The following is a 15,974-nucleotide window of genomic DNA, read 5'->3' on the forward strand; positions in this document are numbered from 1 at the left end:
TATGACTGACCACCTACTTACCGTCAAAGATTTGTCTATCGCCTATGAGGTGCCGGGTCTTGATATCGTTGCCGTGTCGCGTGCGTCCTTTGATGTCCCAAAGGGGTCAATCGTCGGGCTGGTGGGCGAAAGCGGCTGTGGCAAGACCACGATGGCGCGCGCCTTTACCCGCATCATTTCCGACAACGCCAAGATCACCGAAGGCAGCATGATGTTTGACGGGCAAGACCTTGCCAAGCTGCCAGAGAAAGCGATGAACGCCCTACGCTGGCGTGACATTGCCTTTGTGCCGCAATCGGCAATGAACTCGCTCGATCCGGTGTACCGTGTTGAATACCAGCTGAATGAAGTGCTGCGGGGCAGGGGCGGCATGACCCGTGCTCAAGCCAAAGTGCGGGCAGAAGAACTGTTCGAAATGGTCGGGATTGAGGCGAACCGGCTGCGTGACTATCCACACCAGTTTTCGGGTGGCATGCGCCAGCGGGTCGCGATTGCCTTGGCGCTCGCATTGAACCCCAAGCTGATCGTGGCGGATGAACCGGTGACGGCATTGGATGTAATCGTTCAACGCCAAATTCTGGACCAGATGCGCGATCTGCAACGCGAGCTTGGCATCTCTATCATCATGGTGACGCACGACATTTCGGTTGTCGCCTATATCTGTGACCGCACGGTGGTGATGTACGCAGGCGAGGTGGTCGAGGATTGCGATACCGCGACGCTGTTGTCCGAACCGCTGCATCCTTACACCATGGGTCTCAAAAACGCTTTCCCCGATATTGCCAGCGCGGGTTCGGGCACGCTGACCCCGATCAGTGGCGCGCCGCCGGACCTTGCCACCCCGCCAAGCGGTTGCCGTTTTGCGGCGCGATGCCCGTTTGCCACCGATCACTGCCGTGCAGTGTCACCCGTTTTGGAAAAGCATGCAGAGGGCCATTCGGTCGCCTGTCACCGCGCCCATGAAGCGGCGCAGTTGCGTGCGCAGGCAGCCCAACCCGAGACATGGGGAGAGATGGCATGAGCACGCCACTTGTCGAGGTCGAAAACGCGCAATTGCATTACAAGGTCGGCTCGGCTGCCTCCGCGATGTTGGGGTTGCCTTCGGTCGTCAAAGCGGTCGACGGAATTACCTTTACACTGAACAAAGGCGAAAGTGTCGGTCTGCTAGGTGAAAGCGGCTGTGGGAAAACGTCGATGGGGCGTCTTTTGGTCAAGCTGGAGGACGTCACCGGCGGTTCGGCCCGTTTTGACGGGGCAGAAATTGCGCAGCTAAAGGGAACTGACCTGCGCAAGTTCCGTTCGCGCAGCCAGATGATATTCCAGAACCCCTTTGACGCGGTAAACCCGCGTTACTCCATTAAGAAAACGATGGCAGAGCCGTTGGGCAACGCGGGTATCCCCAAAACGGAATGGGACAGCCGCATCATCAAGGCGCTGGAACTTGTCCGCCTTGCCGAGCCCGAGCAATATCTGGACCGCTATCCGCACCAGTTGTCGGGCGGTCAGTTGCAGCGTGTGGTGATGGCCCGCGCCCTGATCCTTGAACCCGACTTTGTGGTCGCGGACGAGCCGGTTTCGATGCTCGACGTTTCCGTCCGTGCCGGCGTGTTGAACGTTTTCCGCGAGGTCCGCGACAAGCTGGGGCTGACCGCGATCTACATCAGCCATGATCTGGCGCTTGTACGCTACGTGTGTGAACGCACCATCGTCATGTATCTGGGCCGCATCATGGAGGACGGCCCGACTGAAGAGATCGTACGCGACCCGCTGCACCCCTATACCCAAGCGCTGGTCGCTGCCGTGCCAACCCCGAAAGCAGATCAAAGCCATGACCCACTTCCCATCGGGCGCGGCGCACCAGATCCGCGCAATCCGCCATCAGGCTGTGTTTTCCGCGATCGCTGCCCCAAAGCCTTTGGTCGTTGTGCCACGGATATTCCGTTGCCGCAGAAAGTGGGCAACCGCGATGTGGCCTGCCATCTGTTTGACGAGCGTTCGTGATGCGTGCCGCCACCTATTCCCGGACCGGTCCAGCGGCTGAGGTTTTGTCGGTCATTGATATGCCCGATCCGAAACCCGCCTCCGGAGAGGTGGTGGTGCGCATCCATGCGTCGGGCATTAACCCCGCAGACGTGAAACGGCGCGCCGGATGGAATGGCATGCAGATGGCCCATCCGCTGGTGATCCCGCATTGCGACGGGGCGGGAGTGATCGTGCAAACTGGTGAAGGTGTATCCGAAGAGCGCGTGGGTGAACGTGTCTGGCTGTGGAACGCACAGGGCGGATACGGCGAAGCGGGTCGCGCCTATGGCACCGCCGCTGAACTGATTGCATTGCCATCGGAACAGGCGGTGCGGCTGTCTGACAAACTGAGCTTCGAAGAAGGTGCTTGCCTTGGCGTTCCGGGCCTGACCGCTTGGCTTTTGGTGCTCGCAGATGGGCCGGTCGATGGTAAAACACTTTTGATCCAAGGGGCTGCTGGCGCTGTGGGCCATATGGCTTTGCAGGTCGCCCTGCACCAAAATGCCGATGTCATTGCGGTTGTTAGCTCTGATGCGGGGGCGGAACACGTGGGCAAGATCGCTCAGGCTCCGACCATCAACCGGCACACCGAAGACGTCGCTGCCAATGTGCATGAATTGACAAGCGGCACAGGTGTAGATCGCATTATCGAGGTCGATCTGGCCGCAAATCTGGAAACGGACATCGCTTTTCTTGCCGAGCATGGGACCATCGCGTCTTACTCCTGCTCGTCTGATCCCACACCGACACTGCCCTATTACAAGTTGGCCGATCTGGGCGCGATGATCCGCTTTGTGCAGGGTTTCCGCCTGACCGCCGATCAACGCAAAGCCGCGAACGCAATGCTTACTGAATTGTCCGATGCAGGTGCCTTGCGCCCCGCCATCGGCGCATCATTCCCTCTGACCGATATCGCGCAGGCGCATGAAAACATGCACAGCGGCACATTCGGTCAGACGGTACTCACCCTCGCAGCGAATGACTAAGGAGCTGATGATGAACGAACAAACCGCCGTAAAGGCACCCCCCAGCCATATCTGCGATCCTGTGTCGTTAGAGATTATCAGAGGGGCCATCGCCGCCGCCCAGTCAGAGATGGAGGCGCTGATTGAACGGACTGCGATCTCGGCCTTTATCCGCGAGAAGAAGGATTTTTACACCGCACTTTTCGACGGTCACGGCACAATGGCTGTCGGCTCGATGGTTCCGATCTTTGGTGACATGACCCGTCCTGTATTGGAGAAGTTTCCGGCAGAGACCATGCAGCCCGGCGACGTCTATTGGTACAATGATTGCTACGGCTCCTACGGGGCGATTTCGCATTCAAACGATCAGGTTTTGCTGGCCCCTGTGTTTCGTGACGGGCGCATCTGCGCGTTTGTGATGAGCTGGGCGCATTTTGCCGACATTGGCGGATTGCGGCCCGGTTCGATCAGCCCTGATGCGACAGATATCTTTCAGGAAGGTGTGATGATCCCCGTCACCAAGATGATCGAGGCGGGTGAAGTTAATCAAGCTGTGCTCGACATCTTCCACCGCAACTCCCGCTTTCCCGATCAAAGTATCGGTGACATGCGCGCGTTGATGGCCTCGGTCGATCTGGGGACCAAACGGGTTGGTGAAATCCTTGATCGCTTCGGGCCGGACATGATGGCCGACGCACTGGCCCAGCTGCTGGACCGGACGCGCCGTTTGGTGCGCACAAAATTGGCGGAGACGTTTGACTACGGCACGCATAAATTCACCGATGCCATCGACAGTGATGGCCACGGCAACGGCCCGTTCCGCATGCGTTTTGCCCTGACCCGCGAAAAGGGCACAGACGGGGACGATCACTTTATCTTTGATGCGCGAGAGAGCGATGATCAGGCCCCGGGTCCTATCAATTACCTGATGAACAAGGGTGTGCCTGGTATGGCGCTGGGCCTGTTCTATCTGGGGGGTGATCCGTCGCAGGTATGTAACGCGGGCGGTCCGAATGCATTGGACGAAGTGCTGTTTCGCGAGGGGTCGTTCCTGCAACCGAAATACCCTGCGCCTCTTGGCCTGCGCGGCCTGACCGCGATGCGGATGATTTCCGCGATGTGCGGTTTGCTTAATACCGGCGGCGGCGAAGCGCCCGCTGCGAATTCGGCCTATGTGGTGAACATCATGCGTGGCGAATTCCGCAACAAGGCGGGCGAATTGGAGCCGTATCTTCTGGCTGACGGTATCGGTGTCGGCTACGGCGCGCGGGCGACAGCGGACGGTATTGATGCGGTCTATTTTGTCGCGCAAGAAAACTATCCGGTGGAGTTTCTGGAGGCCGGATATCCCGTCACGATGCGGGGCTACGGCGTGGTTCCTGATTCCGGTGGGGCGGGCAAACATCGCGGGGGCTGTGGCATTGTGCGCGAATACGAGATCCTAGCCGAAACCACCATGTGCGCGATCCGTATCGACAGCGTACAGAACCCGCCATGGGGCATCGACGGCGGGCGGTCCGGCCGTCACGGCGTCGCGATTGTAAATCCCGGCACACCTGATGAGGTGGTTCTGAACCCGCTGTCCGACGGTAACATGCTGAAAAAAGGCGATATCCTTCGCATCGAGACCGGAGGAGGGGGCGGGCATGGCCATCCGTATGACCGTCCCGCAGAGCGCGTTCTTGAAGATGTGCTCGACGGTTTTGTCACCGAAGCAGCCGCGCTCGAATTGTACGGCGTGGTCATAAAAAACGATGAACTCGACGTTGCCGCAACCAAATCACACCGCGCCGACCGCCCGAAGGTTGGCCGCTTTTACCGTCAGGAGTACGTCGATGCCCTCGTCTGATATGACCTTTGATCCGTCCTATGCCGTGGCTGTCGACATTGGCGGCACCTTCACCGATATCTCTTTGCTTGATCGCACCTCCGGTCAGGTCTGGCGTGCCAAAACACCGTCGACGCCGGTAGATCCATCGCAAGCGTTTATGACGGGTGTGAATGCAGTTCTGGGGGATGCAGGCATTGATGCATCCGTGCTGGATCAGGTGCTGCATGGCACAACTGTTGCCACGAATATGATCCTTGAAAACAAAGGGGCCAAAACAGCGCTGGTGACAACGCGGGGCTTCCGGCACGTGCTGGAAATCGGGCGTCAGGATATTCCGCGTCATGCAAACCTGTTCACGTGGGTCAAGCCGCGCCGTCCGGTTCCCGCATCGCGTATCCATGAAATTGATGAGCGTATCGGCACAGGGGGCGTTGTGATGACGCCGCTGGACGAAGGTAGCGTGGCAAAGGTTGCTGAGGCGATCCGCGCGCAAAATGTCGAAGCGGTCGCGGTTTGTCTGGTTCATGCATATGCAAATGCAGATCACGAAAAGCGCGTGACCGAATTGTTGCGGGCCGCTTTGCCCGATGTGGACGTCACCTGTTCCACAGATGTCTTGCCGGTCGTGCGCGAATTCGAACGCAGCCTTGCAACGGTTCTGAACGCAGGCGTCATGCCCGGCGTTTCCACCTATGTGGAGCGGCTGGAAAACCGCCTGTCCGAGGCAAACGTCGCATCACCCCTTTTGTTGATGCAATCAAACGGCGGTGTTGCAGGCACGGCGGCGATCCGCACGGCACCGGCGCTTACTGCGTTGTCCGGCCCCGCTGCCGGTGTTGTGGGTGCCTGTGACGTGGCCGGAGCCTGCGGCATCAAGGATATCATCACTGTCGATATCGGTGGCACCTCTGCTGACATCTGTCTGATACGCGATGGTGTCGTTGGCCTGACGCAATCGGGCAAGGTTGGCGATTGGCCGCTGTCCCTGCCGATGGTCGATATGGTGACAATCGGGGCAGGCGGCGGGTCTATCGCGCAGGTCGCGGATGAAACGCTTGCGGTTGGTCCCCATTCCGCCGGAGCAAGGCCCGGTCCTGCGGCCTATGGTCATGGCGGGACACAGGCGACCGTGACAGATGCGCATGTTGCGCTGGGTCATTTGCCTGTCAGTCTGCTGGGCGGAGAGATGTCGCTGGATCAGGAAGCCGCGCTTAAGGTTGTGGATGACAATGTTGCCGGTCCGCTGGGGCTGAAACGCCACGATGCGGCGCGTGGTATTCTTGCGATTATGAATAACAACATGGTGGGCGCGGTTCGGACTGTTTCTGTGGAACGTGGCCATGATCCGCGCGACTTCACACTGGTGCCGTTCGGCGGTGCCGGTCCCTTGCACGGTGTTGCGTTGGCAGAACTGCTTGGCATCAATCAGGTCATGGTGCCGCCTGCGCCGGGCTTGCTTTGTGCTGACGGGTTGCTTGCCGCCGATCTTAAAGCAGAATTTACACGTGCTTTGCCGACACCCGGTGCCATTGATCAAAGCGTGGGCGACAGCATTGCCAGCGAGCTGGTCAAAGACGCCACCGCGTGGTTGGAAGAAGAGGGCATTCCGGTAGAGCGCCGTGACATCCAGACCCGCGCATTGCTGCGCTTTCACGGGCAGGGTGGCGAGATCGCGGTCGATTGGGCCGACACACCTGAAGACACCGAAACGCGTTTCAAGCAGGCACACGAAGCCCTTTACGGCTTCATTCTGGATGCTCAGGTTGAACTGGTTACATTGCGCATCGAGGCGGCTGGCCGCACCGAAGCATCGCCGCGCCCCGACCTAGAGGCCGGTGAAAAGCCAGCGCCTGTCCAATCTCAGATGGTGCATTGGGAGACCGGCGATGTGGATACGCCAATCTATGACCGTGCCACCCTGTGTGCGGGCGTGCGTCTGTCCGGCCCAGCCGTGATCACGCAACTGGATACGACCACGATCATTCCGCCCGGCTGGTCCGCCACCGTGCATCCCTCCGCTGCATTGTTGTTGGAAAAGGAAACAGCATGAGCCAGATCGACGACATTTTCGACTACATCAAAGAAAACGAAGAAAGCTACGTCGCGCGGGTGATGGAATACGTCAGCCACCCCTCTATTTCCGCCCATGACATCGGGATCAGGGAAGTTGCCGGCATGCTGGTGGAGCATCTGAAGGGTTTGGATTTTGACGCCGGACTGGTCGAGACGCCCGGACATCCATTCGTTCTAGGACACCGTACCGTTGATCCGTCAAAACCTACGGTTCTGCTTTATGGGCACTATGACGTGCAGCCGCCCGATCCGCTTGAGGCTTGGGTCAGCCCGCCGTTCGAACCCGAAGTCCGCGATGGCCGCATCTGGGCGCGCGGCATTGGTGACAATAAGGGGCAGCATTTCGCGCAGCTTCTGGCGATCGAGGCCCATCTGAAGGTCACAGGCACCTTGCCGTGCAACATCATTTTCTGCCTTGAGGGTGAAGAGGAAATTGGCTCCCCCCAGATTGCGGACTTTGTGCGCAATCATATGGATGACCTGCAAGCCGACCTTGTCGTGAGCTCTGACGGGCCGCTCCATGAAACCGGCCAACCGGTGATTACATTCGGCGTGCGCGGTGTTGCGTCATTTGATCTGGTGGCAAAAGGCGCATCGCGTGATGTGCACTCCGGCAATTTCGGGGGCATCGTGCCGAACCCGATCTGGACGCTGGTACAGCTGCTGGCAACGATGAAGGACGCTGATGGCAATATCACAGTCGAAGGCATCACAGAACCGGTCATCCCTGCCACCAATCTTGAGTTGGACGCCGCATCGCGTCTGCCGCTTGATTTGCCGGAGGTGATGAAAGACCTTGGCCTTGAGGCGCTCGACGGCCCGTTGGACCGCCCGTATTGGGACCGTCTGATGTTCCATCCGACACTGACCATCAACGGTTTTCACGGCGGCTACGACGGTCCGGGCAGCAAGACGGTCCTGCCCAATGAAGCCATCGCGAAATGCGATGTGCGGCTGGTCGAACCCCTGACACCCGATCATGTGTTCGAGCGTATCGAGGCGCATGTCGCCAAGCACGCACCAAATGTCGAGGTGGTCCGCCACAATGGTATGCTGCCTTCCAAAACCCCCATGGACACGCCCTTTGCTGCGACGCTGATCAAAGCGGTCGAGCGCGCGCGCGGCGTTGAACCGCTGCTTTATCCGACAGTTGGCGGCAGCCTGCCGGATTACGTCTGGACGAAGATCCTGAAAAAGCCGGCTTTTGTTGTGCCCTACGCAAACGCAGACGAGGCCAACCACGCGCCGAACGAAAACCTTGAGGTCGTTCGGTTCATCGACGGTATCCGCACGGGGGCATCCCTGCTGTTCGAACTTGGTCAGTAAGGTTTCGCGGGGTGTCTTGACGGGCTAGGAGACCCTTAGCTCACGCGGTTTCCGGCCGCGTCAAGCACCAGCGTGCCGTCTTCTTTGGTGATGGGACCGGACGGCAGGCGGTCAAGAAGATCAAGAACGGCCTCGCTCGGGCGGCACAGCCTGACCCCTTTCGGGGAACAAACGATTGGACGGTTAACCAGAACAGGGTGTGCCAGCATCGCATCAAGCAGGGTGTCGTCGTCCACAGAAGGGTCCAGCAATCCCAGTTCTTGGGCGGGTGATTTAGATGTGCGCAGGGCGGTGCGCGGTGTAAGATCCGCCGCGGCGAACAAGGCCTGAAGCTGCGGACGGGTCCAGCCGGTATCGAGATAGGGAATGACCACCGGAACCTCGCCCGAGGCTTTGATAAAAGCGAGCACATTGCGGGACGTACCGCAGTCGGGATTGTGGTGGATCACGATGGTCATGCCGACCCCCCGTCGGCAGGGAACCAGTGTTTTGTTCGGTTGGCGAATGCGACAAGCGACAGCATCACCGGCACTTCCACCAGCACACCGACAACGGTTGCCAGCGCAGCACCCGACCCCAAGCCGAACAGGCTGATCGCGACAGCGACGGCGAGTTCGAAAAAGTTCGACGTGCCGATCAAGGCGCAGGGGGCTGCAACGTTGAAGGGAATGTTCCACGCCCGCGCGGCCCCGTAGGCAAGGAAGAAAATACCGTAGGACTGGATCAACAAGGGCACCGCGATCAGTGCAATCACCAGAGGACGTTCAAGGATCACTTCGCCCTGAAAGGCGAACAACAGCACGACGGTCACCAGCAACCCGATGATTGAAAAAGGCTGAACGCGGGATTTAAACGCGTCGACGGCGGCTTCGCCATCCTTGGCAATCAGCCGCTGACGGGTCAGGTATCCGGCCAGCAGGGGCAGCATGACATAAAGGCCAACCGACAACAGCAATGTGTCCCAAGGAACGACGATATTCGTCGCCCCCAGCAGGAATGCCACGATGGGCGCAAAGGCAAAAACCATGACGACGTCATTCACACTGACCTGCACCAGCGTATAGGTGGCGTCGCCGCGCGTCAGGTTGGACCAGACAAACACCATCGCCGTACAGGGTGCAGCGCCCAGCAGGATCACGCCAGCCAGATAGGCTTGTGCGTCCTCCGGCGGGATCAGGCCGGCAAAGACGTAATTGAAAAACAACACCCCCAGCGCGGCCATGGTGAAAGGTTTGATCAGCCAGTTTGTCACCAGCGTGACAACCAACCCTTTGGGTTTGTCGCCGACTTGACGTAACGCGCCGAAGTCCACACCGACCATCATCGGATAGACCATCGCCCAGATCAGCACCGCCACCGGCAGATTGACCGAAGCGATTTCCAGAGCGGAGAGCGCGGCGAATGCGCCGGGAAACAGATTGCCGAGCAGCAGACCTGCGCCAATCGCCAGTGCGACCCAGACAGACAGCCAGCGTTCAAAAAGTCCCAGACCCGCCGCAGCGGGAAGCGATGTATCGGTCATGTTAAGCTTTCGGTAGAGGAGGGGAGAGGTAAGACGGCTTTGCCGCTGGGCAAATACAGAACGTTATAGGGTTGGAGGGTCATGGGCATTTCCTAGCAAGGGCACGCAAGTTCGTTGAGAAAGGGTTGGCACATTTCAGGATGACCGCCGCAGCAATCCTCCATCAGGAATGCCAACAGGCCGCGCATGCCGTCCATGTCCGCAAAGTAGCGGATGCTGCGCCCCTCGCGTTCGCTGCGGATCAAGCCCGCGCGCGCCAGCACCGAAAGGTTTGTCGACATCGTATTTTGCCGCACGCCCAAGGTGTGACTGATGTCGCCCGCAGGTAAACCCGCGTCACCGGCGTTGATGAGAAGACGAAAAACGTCAAGGCGGGTTGCCTGACTGAGAGCGGCGAAAGCGTCGAGTGCGTGATTCTTATCCATATATCTGGAATTATCGATTTATATTGCGTGGTCAAGACGTTTTGGGGGCGGGGCCTGTCGGGCATACCGTTTCGAAAGCTGTTCCTGTGCGTTATCGGCGGAATGTAAAGTCGTGATGACAACGTGACGCGCTGACATCCTTACCGGTGCTGTAAGCTGGTGCTTTAATCGTTCTAACGGCTTGAACAGGGCGTTTGCGGGAATAATTATTGCGCCAAGCGGATGAAATGTGCGAAAGGCGCACACGAAAACCTGAGAGCAATGCCGGCCCCGACACGCAGTTTTTGGCAGGCATGATGTTTCTCAGCGCTCTTGGCACCAATGACTGGTGTGGTCTTGCAGAAAGCTGTCGCCATGCAAACACCTTACTATCTGATCGATAAATCGCTGTTGCTCCCCAATCTTGAGAAAATCGCATGGCTGCGCCAGACGTCGGGCGTCAAATGCTTGCTGGCGCTCAAGTGCTTTGCCACATGGTCGGTATTCGATTTCATGTCCGAATATATGGACGGCTCCACGTCTTCGTCCCTGTACGAGGTCCGCTTGGGGCATGAGAAGTTCAGCGGCGAAACCCATGCGTATTCTGTTGCTTATGCGGATCACGAGATCGAACAGGTTCTGGCATGCTCTGACAAAATCATCTTTAATTCGATCGGGCAGCTGGCACGGTTTGCCGATGTGTCCCGCGGGCATATCCGTGGTTTGCGGGTCAACCCCGGTGTGTCGACATCAGATTTCGATCTGGCCGACCCCGCACGCCCGTTCAGCCGGTTGGGCGAACACGCGCCGGCCGCGATTGATGCGGTCGCGGATCAGATCAGCGGTTTGATGTTTCACAACAATTGCGAGAATGACAGCTTTGAACGTTTCGACGAAATGCTGACCCTGATTGAGGATCGTTTCGGCGCGGTGATTCACAAGATGGATTGGGTCAGCCTGGGCGGCGGCATCCACTTTACGGGGGAGGGGTACCCGCTTGAGCGTCTTGCAGCACGGCTGAAATCCTTTGCCGAAACATTCGATATTCAGGTCTATCTTGAACCCGGAGAAGCGGCAATCAGCGGTGCGGCGACGCTTGAGGTTACCGTTCTTGATACGATGCACAACGGTAAGAACCTCGCGATTGTGGACAGTTCAATCGAGGCCCATATGCTGGATCTGCTGATTTATCGCGAACCGGCAAAGATTGCGCCAAACACGGGGGATGAGGAATGGATGATTTGCGGGAAATCTTGTCTTGCCGGTGATATCTTTGGTGAATTCCGCTTTGACGCCCCGTTGCGTGCCGGTGATCGGCTTTCGTTTCAGGACGCGGCGGGTTACACTATGGTAAAGAAAAACTGGTTCAACGGTGTAAAGATGCCCAGCATCGCCATCCGCGAACTTGACGGTACCACACGAATGGTGCGCGATTTCGACTATAGCGATTTTTCTGCGGCGCTGTCTTAACCCAGTCTGAAAACGATCTTACCCCATCCTAAAGAAGAGGTCTCTTGGAAACATGAAACGCAATGTTCTGATCATTGGCGCCGGTGGCGTCGCGCAGGTCGTCGCGCATAAATGCGCACAAAACAATGATGTTCTGGGTGATCTTCATATCGCAAGTCGTACCATCGCAAAATGTGACGCGATCATTGCCAGCGTGCATGAAAAGAACGCGATGAAACAGGACGGCGTTTTTGCCTCTCATGCGGTTGACGGCATGGACACGCAGGCCGTGACCGATTTGATCACAGCCATCGGGGCGCAGATCGTGATCAATGTCGGGTCGCCCTTTGTAAACATGACCGTGCTCGAGGCCTGCATCCAAACGGGGGCGGCCTATATCGACACGGCTATTCACGAAGATCCGGCCAAGATTTGCGAAACACCGCCATGGTATGCCAATTATGAATGGAAGCGCCGCGATGCCTGTGCACAGGCCGGTGTTACCGCCATTCTGGGTGCCGGTTTTGATCCGGGCATGGTGAATGCCTTTGCCCGCTTTGCGGTGGACGAATTCATGGATACAGTCACATCAATCGACATCGTTGACATCAACGCAGGCAACCACGGCAAGTATTTTTCGACCAATTTCGACCCCGAGATCAACTTCCGCGAATTCACCGGCACGGTGTACAGCTGGCAGCAGGGCGCGTGGCAGGAGAACAAGATGTTCGAGGTAGGGCGCGAATGGGACCTTCCTGTTGTCGGCAAGCAAAAGGCCTATATGTCCGGTCACGACGAGGTTCATTCCCTCGCGGCCAACTATCCCGACGCCGACATCCGGTTCTGGATGGGCTTTGGAGATCATTACATCAATGTGTTTACTGTTCTGCAAAACCTCGGGCTTTTGTCAGAGCAACCGGTGACAACAGCCGAGGGGCTTGAAGTGGTCCCGCTGAAACTGGTGAAGGCGGTTCTGCCGGATCCCTCAAGCCTTGCGCCGAACTATACCGGTAAGACCTGTATCGGTGATCTGGTGAAGGGCGTTAAAGACGGCGAAGATGTCGAAGTGTTTGTTTATAACGTGGCCGATCACAAGGATGCGTACAACGAAGTTGGCAGTCAGGGTATTTCATACACTGCCGGGGTGCCACCAGTGGCCATGGCAATGCTGGTCGCGGACGGTACATATGACGCAGGCACCATGTTGAACGTAGAGGAACTGGACCCCAAGCCGCTGTTTACGCTGCTCGACACCATCGGCCTGCCGACCCGTGTAAAAGATGCAAACGGCGATCGTGAATGGAACGCCTGAGCGGCCGACTTCTGACACCGTCCTGAATGAAATTGACAGACCGCTATTCCCGCCGTCGCGCGCGGCGGTCTGATCGAGCCTAAGACAGATGTGTGCAGTGCCGGCAGGGCAAAAGGTCGGCGCGCCGCAGTTAAAAAAGGGGTGGGCCGCAGTAATGCGCCCGGCCCACCCCGTTAAATCAGGCTTTCAACGCAAGTTTTGGCGACAATACGTCGATACCCAGCGCCTTGCCGACGGCGTGATAGGTCAGTTTCCCTGCGTGCACGTTCAGACCGTTCAACAGATGTTCATCATCGGCACAGGCCTGACGCCAGCCCTTGTTCGCGAGGTCCAGCATAAACGGCATCGTGGCGTTCCCCAGCGCGATTGTAGAGGTGCGCGCGACCGCGCCCGGCATGTTGGCCACGCAATAATGCATGATGCCGTCAACTTCATACACCGGATCTTGGTGAGTGGTTGCCTTGGAAGTTTCGAAACAGCCGCCTTGGTCAATTGCCACATCCACCAGCGCTGCACCGGGTTTCAATTCGCCAAGCTGTGCGCGGCTGATCAGTTTGGGTGCGGCGGCGCCGGGGATCAGGACCGCGCCGATGATCATATCGGCCTGACGTGCCAGTTCGATGGTGTTCTGCGCTGACGCATATGAGGTCTTGAACGTCCCGCCATAGATGTCATCCAGATAGCGCATGCGGGGCAGGTAGCGATCCAGCACCGTCACATCCGCGCCCATGCCGGCAGCAATCCGCGCCGCATGAGTGCCGACAACACCACCGCCAATGACCATGACACGCGCGGGGCCAACACCGGGCACGCCGCCCATCAAAACACCGCGTCCGCCGTTTGCCTTTTGCAGGGTCCATGCCCCGACCTGTGGGGCCAGACGGCCTGCCACTTCGGACATCGGGGCAAGCAGGGGCAAACCACCGGACCGGTCGGTCACGGTTTCATAGGCGATACAGGTGGCACCTGAGGCCAGCAGATCCTTGGTTTGTTCGGGGTCCGGCGCGAGGTGCAGATAGGTGAACAGAACCTGACCTTCCCGCAGCATTTTACGCTCGCCGGCTTGGGGTTCCTTGACCTTGACGATCATGTCGGCGGCGGCAAATATTTCCTCAGCAGGGCCGATGATCTTGGCCCCTGCGGCCTCATAATCACTGTCCTCGAAACCGGCCCCCAGACCGGCCCCCGCCTGCACGATCACCTCGTGACCTGCATTAACGGCTTCAAGCGCGGCGCTGGGCGTCAGGCCGACACGAAATTCCTGTGGTTTGATCTCTGTTGGGCAACCGATTTTCATCTGCGCGTCCTTTTGTTCGCATTATGCCTCATATTTAGGCAGTTTGGATTGCAAAGGGGGACGAAAATTCGTGGTGTTTCACCGGAAATTCGGGATAAAGTTGCAGTATGCCGCCCTTAAACGCAGGATTTTCGCGCGAATGAGCCTAGATGAGATTGATCGTCGTATCCTGCGCGCCTTGCAGCGCAATGGCCGGATGTCGAATGCGGAACTGTCTGACGACGTGCATCTGTCGCCCTCTGCCTGTCACCGGCGCGTGCAGCGGATGGAAAAAGAGGGTTACATCAAGGATTACGTCGCCCTTCTGGATGCCCGCAAGCTGAACGTGCCGACAACGGTTTTTGTCGAGATCACCCTGCGCGGGCAGGCCGACGATATTCTGGATTCCTTCGAAAAATCAGTGGCGCGGATACCGGATGTGCTGGAATGTCACCTGATGGCCGGTTCTGCGGATTACCTGTTGAAGGTGGTCGCGGAAAACACCGAAGATTTCGCGCGCATCCACCGTCAATATCTGGCGCGTCTGCCCGGGGTGCAGGGGATGCAGTCAAGCTTTGCGTTGCGCACGGTGTTCAAGACGACGGCGCTGCCTGTCGGCTAAGACATCCAGATGCCCCGTGAACCGGCTTAGGATTTCTGACCTGCGTTTCGCGAGCGGGCTGATCGGCCAAAGAAAAACCCCCGGGGCATCACAGCCACGGGGGTTTCTTATTCTTCGCAAGCGTTGGGGTTGATTTACATCATACCTTCGCGCTGTGCTTTTTTGCGAGCCAACTTACGGGAACGACGAATCGCTTCCGCCTTCTCACGCGCTTTTTTCTCTGACGGCTTCTCGAAATGTTGCTTAAGCTTCATTTCACGAAATACGCCTTCGCGCTGGAGTTTTTTCTTCAGAGCCCGAAGGGCCTGATCGACGTTGTTGTCACGAACACTAACCTGCATGTGGTTTTCACCACCTTTCTAGGATAAAGTTGCAAGGATTTGCAGGAAATCGGCCTATATCAAGGTCAAACACGTTTGTCGAGTCTCTCTGACCTGCTGAAAGGACCAACTATGTCTGATCCCAAAGACCTTTTGCTAGACGCGGCGCTGCCGCATGTCGCTTTTGACGGCTGGACCGAGGCGACGTTCAATGCGGCCCTTGCGGACAGCGGGATCGACGGGGCGGTTGCCCGCGCCATCTGCCCGCGCGGCGCGGTCGATCTTGCTGTGGCCTATCATCATCGCGGTGATGCACAGATGCTGGCCGCGCTAAAGGCCGAAGATCTAAGCGAGATGCGGTTTCGTGACAGGATCGCCCATGCTGTGCGGCTGCGGCTGGAAGCGGCGGAAGACAAAGAAGCCGTGCGTCGTGGCACGACGTTGTTTGCCTTGCCGCATTATGCGCCGGACGGGGCGAAATTGATTTGGGGCACGGCGGATCACATCTGGGATGCGCTGGGCGATACTTCGGATGATTTCAACTGGTACTCAAAACGTATGACCCTAAGCGGGGTCTATTCTGCCACTGTCCTGTTCTGGTTGGGCGATACCAGCGACGGCCACGCCGCCACTTGGGCTTTTCTGGACCGGCGCATCGACAATGTGATGCAGATCGAGAAGTTGAAGGCGCAGGTAAACAAAAGCCCCGCACTTAGCAAATTGATGGCTGGGCCGAACTGGGTGTTGGGCCAGATCAAGCCGCCGGTACGGTTTTCCAAGGGCGACTTTCCCGGATCATGGACGGCACCGCGCGATTGATAGCGCCGGTTTGTGGACGAAAGGCGGGCTTTT

The 15,974-nt window shown here is 58.1% G+C and carries 15 protein-coding genes; 10 read left to right on the top strand and 5 right to left on the bottom strand.

The features are described from left to right. Position 1: 1 nt before the first annotated feature. The 6 genes from Z947_RS0105880 to Z947_RS0105905 are packed head-to-tail and all read left to right on the top strand — an operon-like array spanning position 2 to position 8,217. Positions 2 to 1,021 carry an ABC transporter ATP-binding protein gene (locus Z947_RS0105880; RefSeq protein ID WP_025043384.1) on the top strand — a complete coding sequence of 340 codons (1,020 nt, stop codon included), beginning with the start codon at positions 2 to 4 and terminating at the stop codon, positions 1,019 to 1,021. Beyond that, positions 1,018 to 2,001 (top strand): ABC transporter ATP-binding protein, encoded by a 984-nt coding sequence (locus Z947_RS0105885; protein WP_138058662.1) that lies wholly within the window; start codon positions 1,018 to 1,020, stop codon positions 1,999 to 2,001. The genes Z947_RS0105880 and Z947_RS0105885 overlap by 4 nt, the downstream gene beginning before the upstream one ends. Further along, a complete protein-coding gene (locus tag Z947_RS0105890) occupies positions 2,001 to 3,008 on the top strand; it encodes an NADPH:quinone reductase (RefSeq protein ID WP_025043386.1) in 1,008 nt (335 codons plus the stop codon). The genes Z947_RS0105885 and Z947_RS0105890 overlap by 1 nt, the downstream gene beginning before the upstream one ends. 10 nt (positions 3,009 to 3,018) lie before the next feature. Then, positions 3,019 to 4,836, top strand: coding sequence for a hydantoinase B/oxoprolinase family protein (locus Z947_RS0105895; RefSeq protein WP_235602424.1), 1,818 nt, complete (start codon positions 3,019 to 3,021; stop codon positions 4,834 to 4,836). Beyond that, complete coding sequence (locus Z947_RS0105900; protein WP_025043388.1) at positions 4,823 to 6,868, top strand: hydantoinase/oxoprolinase family protein; 2,046 nt, start codon at positions 4,823 to 4,825, stop codon at positions 6,866 to 6,868. The genes Z947_RS0105895 and Z947_RS0105900 overlap by 14 nt, the downstream gene beginning before the upstream one ends. Continuing rightward, entirely contained in the window at positions 6,865 to 8,217 is a 1,353-nt protein-coding gene (locus Z947_RS0105905; RefSeq protein WP_037938728.1) for a M20/M25/M40 family metallo-hydrolase, read from the top strand. Before Z947_RS0105900 ends, Z947_RS0105905 begins: the two co-directional genes overlap by 4 nt. Positions 8,218 to 8,252: 35 nt before the next feature. Here Z947_RS0105905 and arsC read toward each other — a convergent pair whose 3' ends face one another. From arsC to Z947_RS0105920, 3 genes are all read right to left on the bottom strand, one after another. After that, a complete protein-coding gene (gene arsC, locus Z947_RS0105910; protein ID WP_025043390.1) occupies positions 8,253 to 8,675 on the bottom strand; it encodes an arsenate reductase (glutaredoxin) in 423 nt (140 codons plus the stop codon). Then, a complete protein-coding gene (arsB, locus tag Z947_RS0105915) occupies positions 8,672 to 9,739 on the bottom strand; it encodes an ACR3 family arsenite efflux transporter (RefSeq protein WP_025043391.1) in 1,068 nt (355 codons plus the stop codon). The genes arsC and arsB overlap by 4 nt, the downstream gene beginning before the upstream one ends. 92 nt (positions 9,740 to 9,831) lie before the next feature. Next, positions 9,832 to 10,164, bottom strand: a complete 333-nt coding sequence (locus tag Z947_RS0105920; RefSeq protein ID WP_025043392.1) for an ArsR/SmtB family transcription factor — start codon at positions 10,162 to 10,164, stop codon at positions 9,832 to 9,834. A 354-nt stretch (positions 10,165 to 10,518) separates the two neighbouring features. Between Z947_RS0105920 and Z947_RS0105925 the strand changes: the two genes are divergently transcribed. Beyond that, positions 10,519 to 11,613: a carboxynorspermidine decarboxylase gene (locus tag Z947_RS0105925; RefSeq protein ID WP_025043393.1), complete on the top strand. Its 1,095-nt coding sequence runs from the start codon at positions 10,519 to 10,521 to the stop codon at positions 11,611 to 11,613. Between the two features lie 52 nt (positions 11,614 to 11,665). After that, a complete protein-coding gene (locus Z947_RS0105930) occupies positions 11,666 to 12,904 on the top strand; it encodes a saccharopine dehydrogenase family protein (protein ID WP_025043394.1) in 1,239 nt (412 codons plus the stop codon). A 178-nt stretch (positions 12,905 to 13,082) separates the two neighbouring features. Here the strand turns inward: Z947_RS0105930 and ald are convergent, their stop codons facing one another. Continuing rightward, a complete protein-coding gene (gene ald, locus Z947_RS0105935) occupies positions 13,083 to 14,201 on the bottom strand; it encodes an alanine dehydrogenase (RefSeq protein WP_025043395.1) in 1,119 nt (372 codons plus the stop codon). Between the two features lie 139 nt (positions 14,202 to 14,340). Here ald and Z947_RS0105940 point away from each other — a divergent pair, with 139 nt between their 5' ends. Beyond that, positions 14,341 to 14,802, top strand: a complete 462-nt coding sequence (locus tag Z947_RS0105940) for an Lrp/AsnC family transcriptional regulator (RefSeq protein WP_025043396.1) — start codon at positions 14,341 to 14,343, stop codon at positions 14,800 to 14,802. A 134-nt stretch (positions 14,803 to 14,936) separates the two neighbouring features. On the opposite strand, the gene rpsU is transcribed toward Z947_RS0105940, so the two are convergent. Beyond that, positions 14,937 to 15,143 (bottom strand): 30S ribosomal protein S21, encoded by a 207-nt coding sequence (rpsU, locus tag Z947_RS0105945; protein WP_025043397.1) that lies wholly within the window; start codon positions 15,141 to 15,143, stop codon positions 14,937 to 14,939. A 111-nt stretch (positions 15,144 to 15,254) separates the two neighbouring features. On the opposite strand from rpsU, the gene Z947_RS0105950 reads away from it, so the two are divergent. Continuing rightward, on the top strand, positions 15,255 to 15,941 hold the full coding sequence (locus Z947_RS0105950) for a COQ9 family protein (protein WP_025043398.1): 687 nt from the start codon (positions 15,255 to 15,257) through the stop codon (positions 15,939 to 15,941). Positions 15,942 to 15,974 lie beyond the last annotated feature (33 nt).

Source organism: Sulfitobacter geojensis, assembly GCF_000622325.1.
In the GTDB taxonomy this organism is placed as follows: Bacteria; Pseudomonadota; Alphaproteobacteria; order Rhodobacterales; family Rhodobacteraceae; genus Sulfitobacter; species Sulfitobacter geojensis.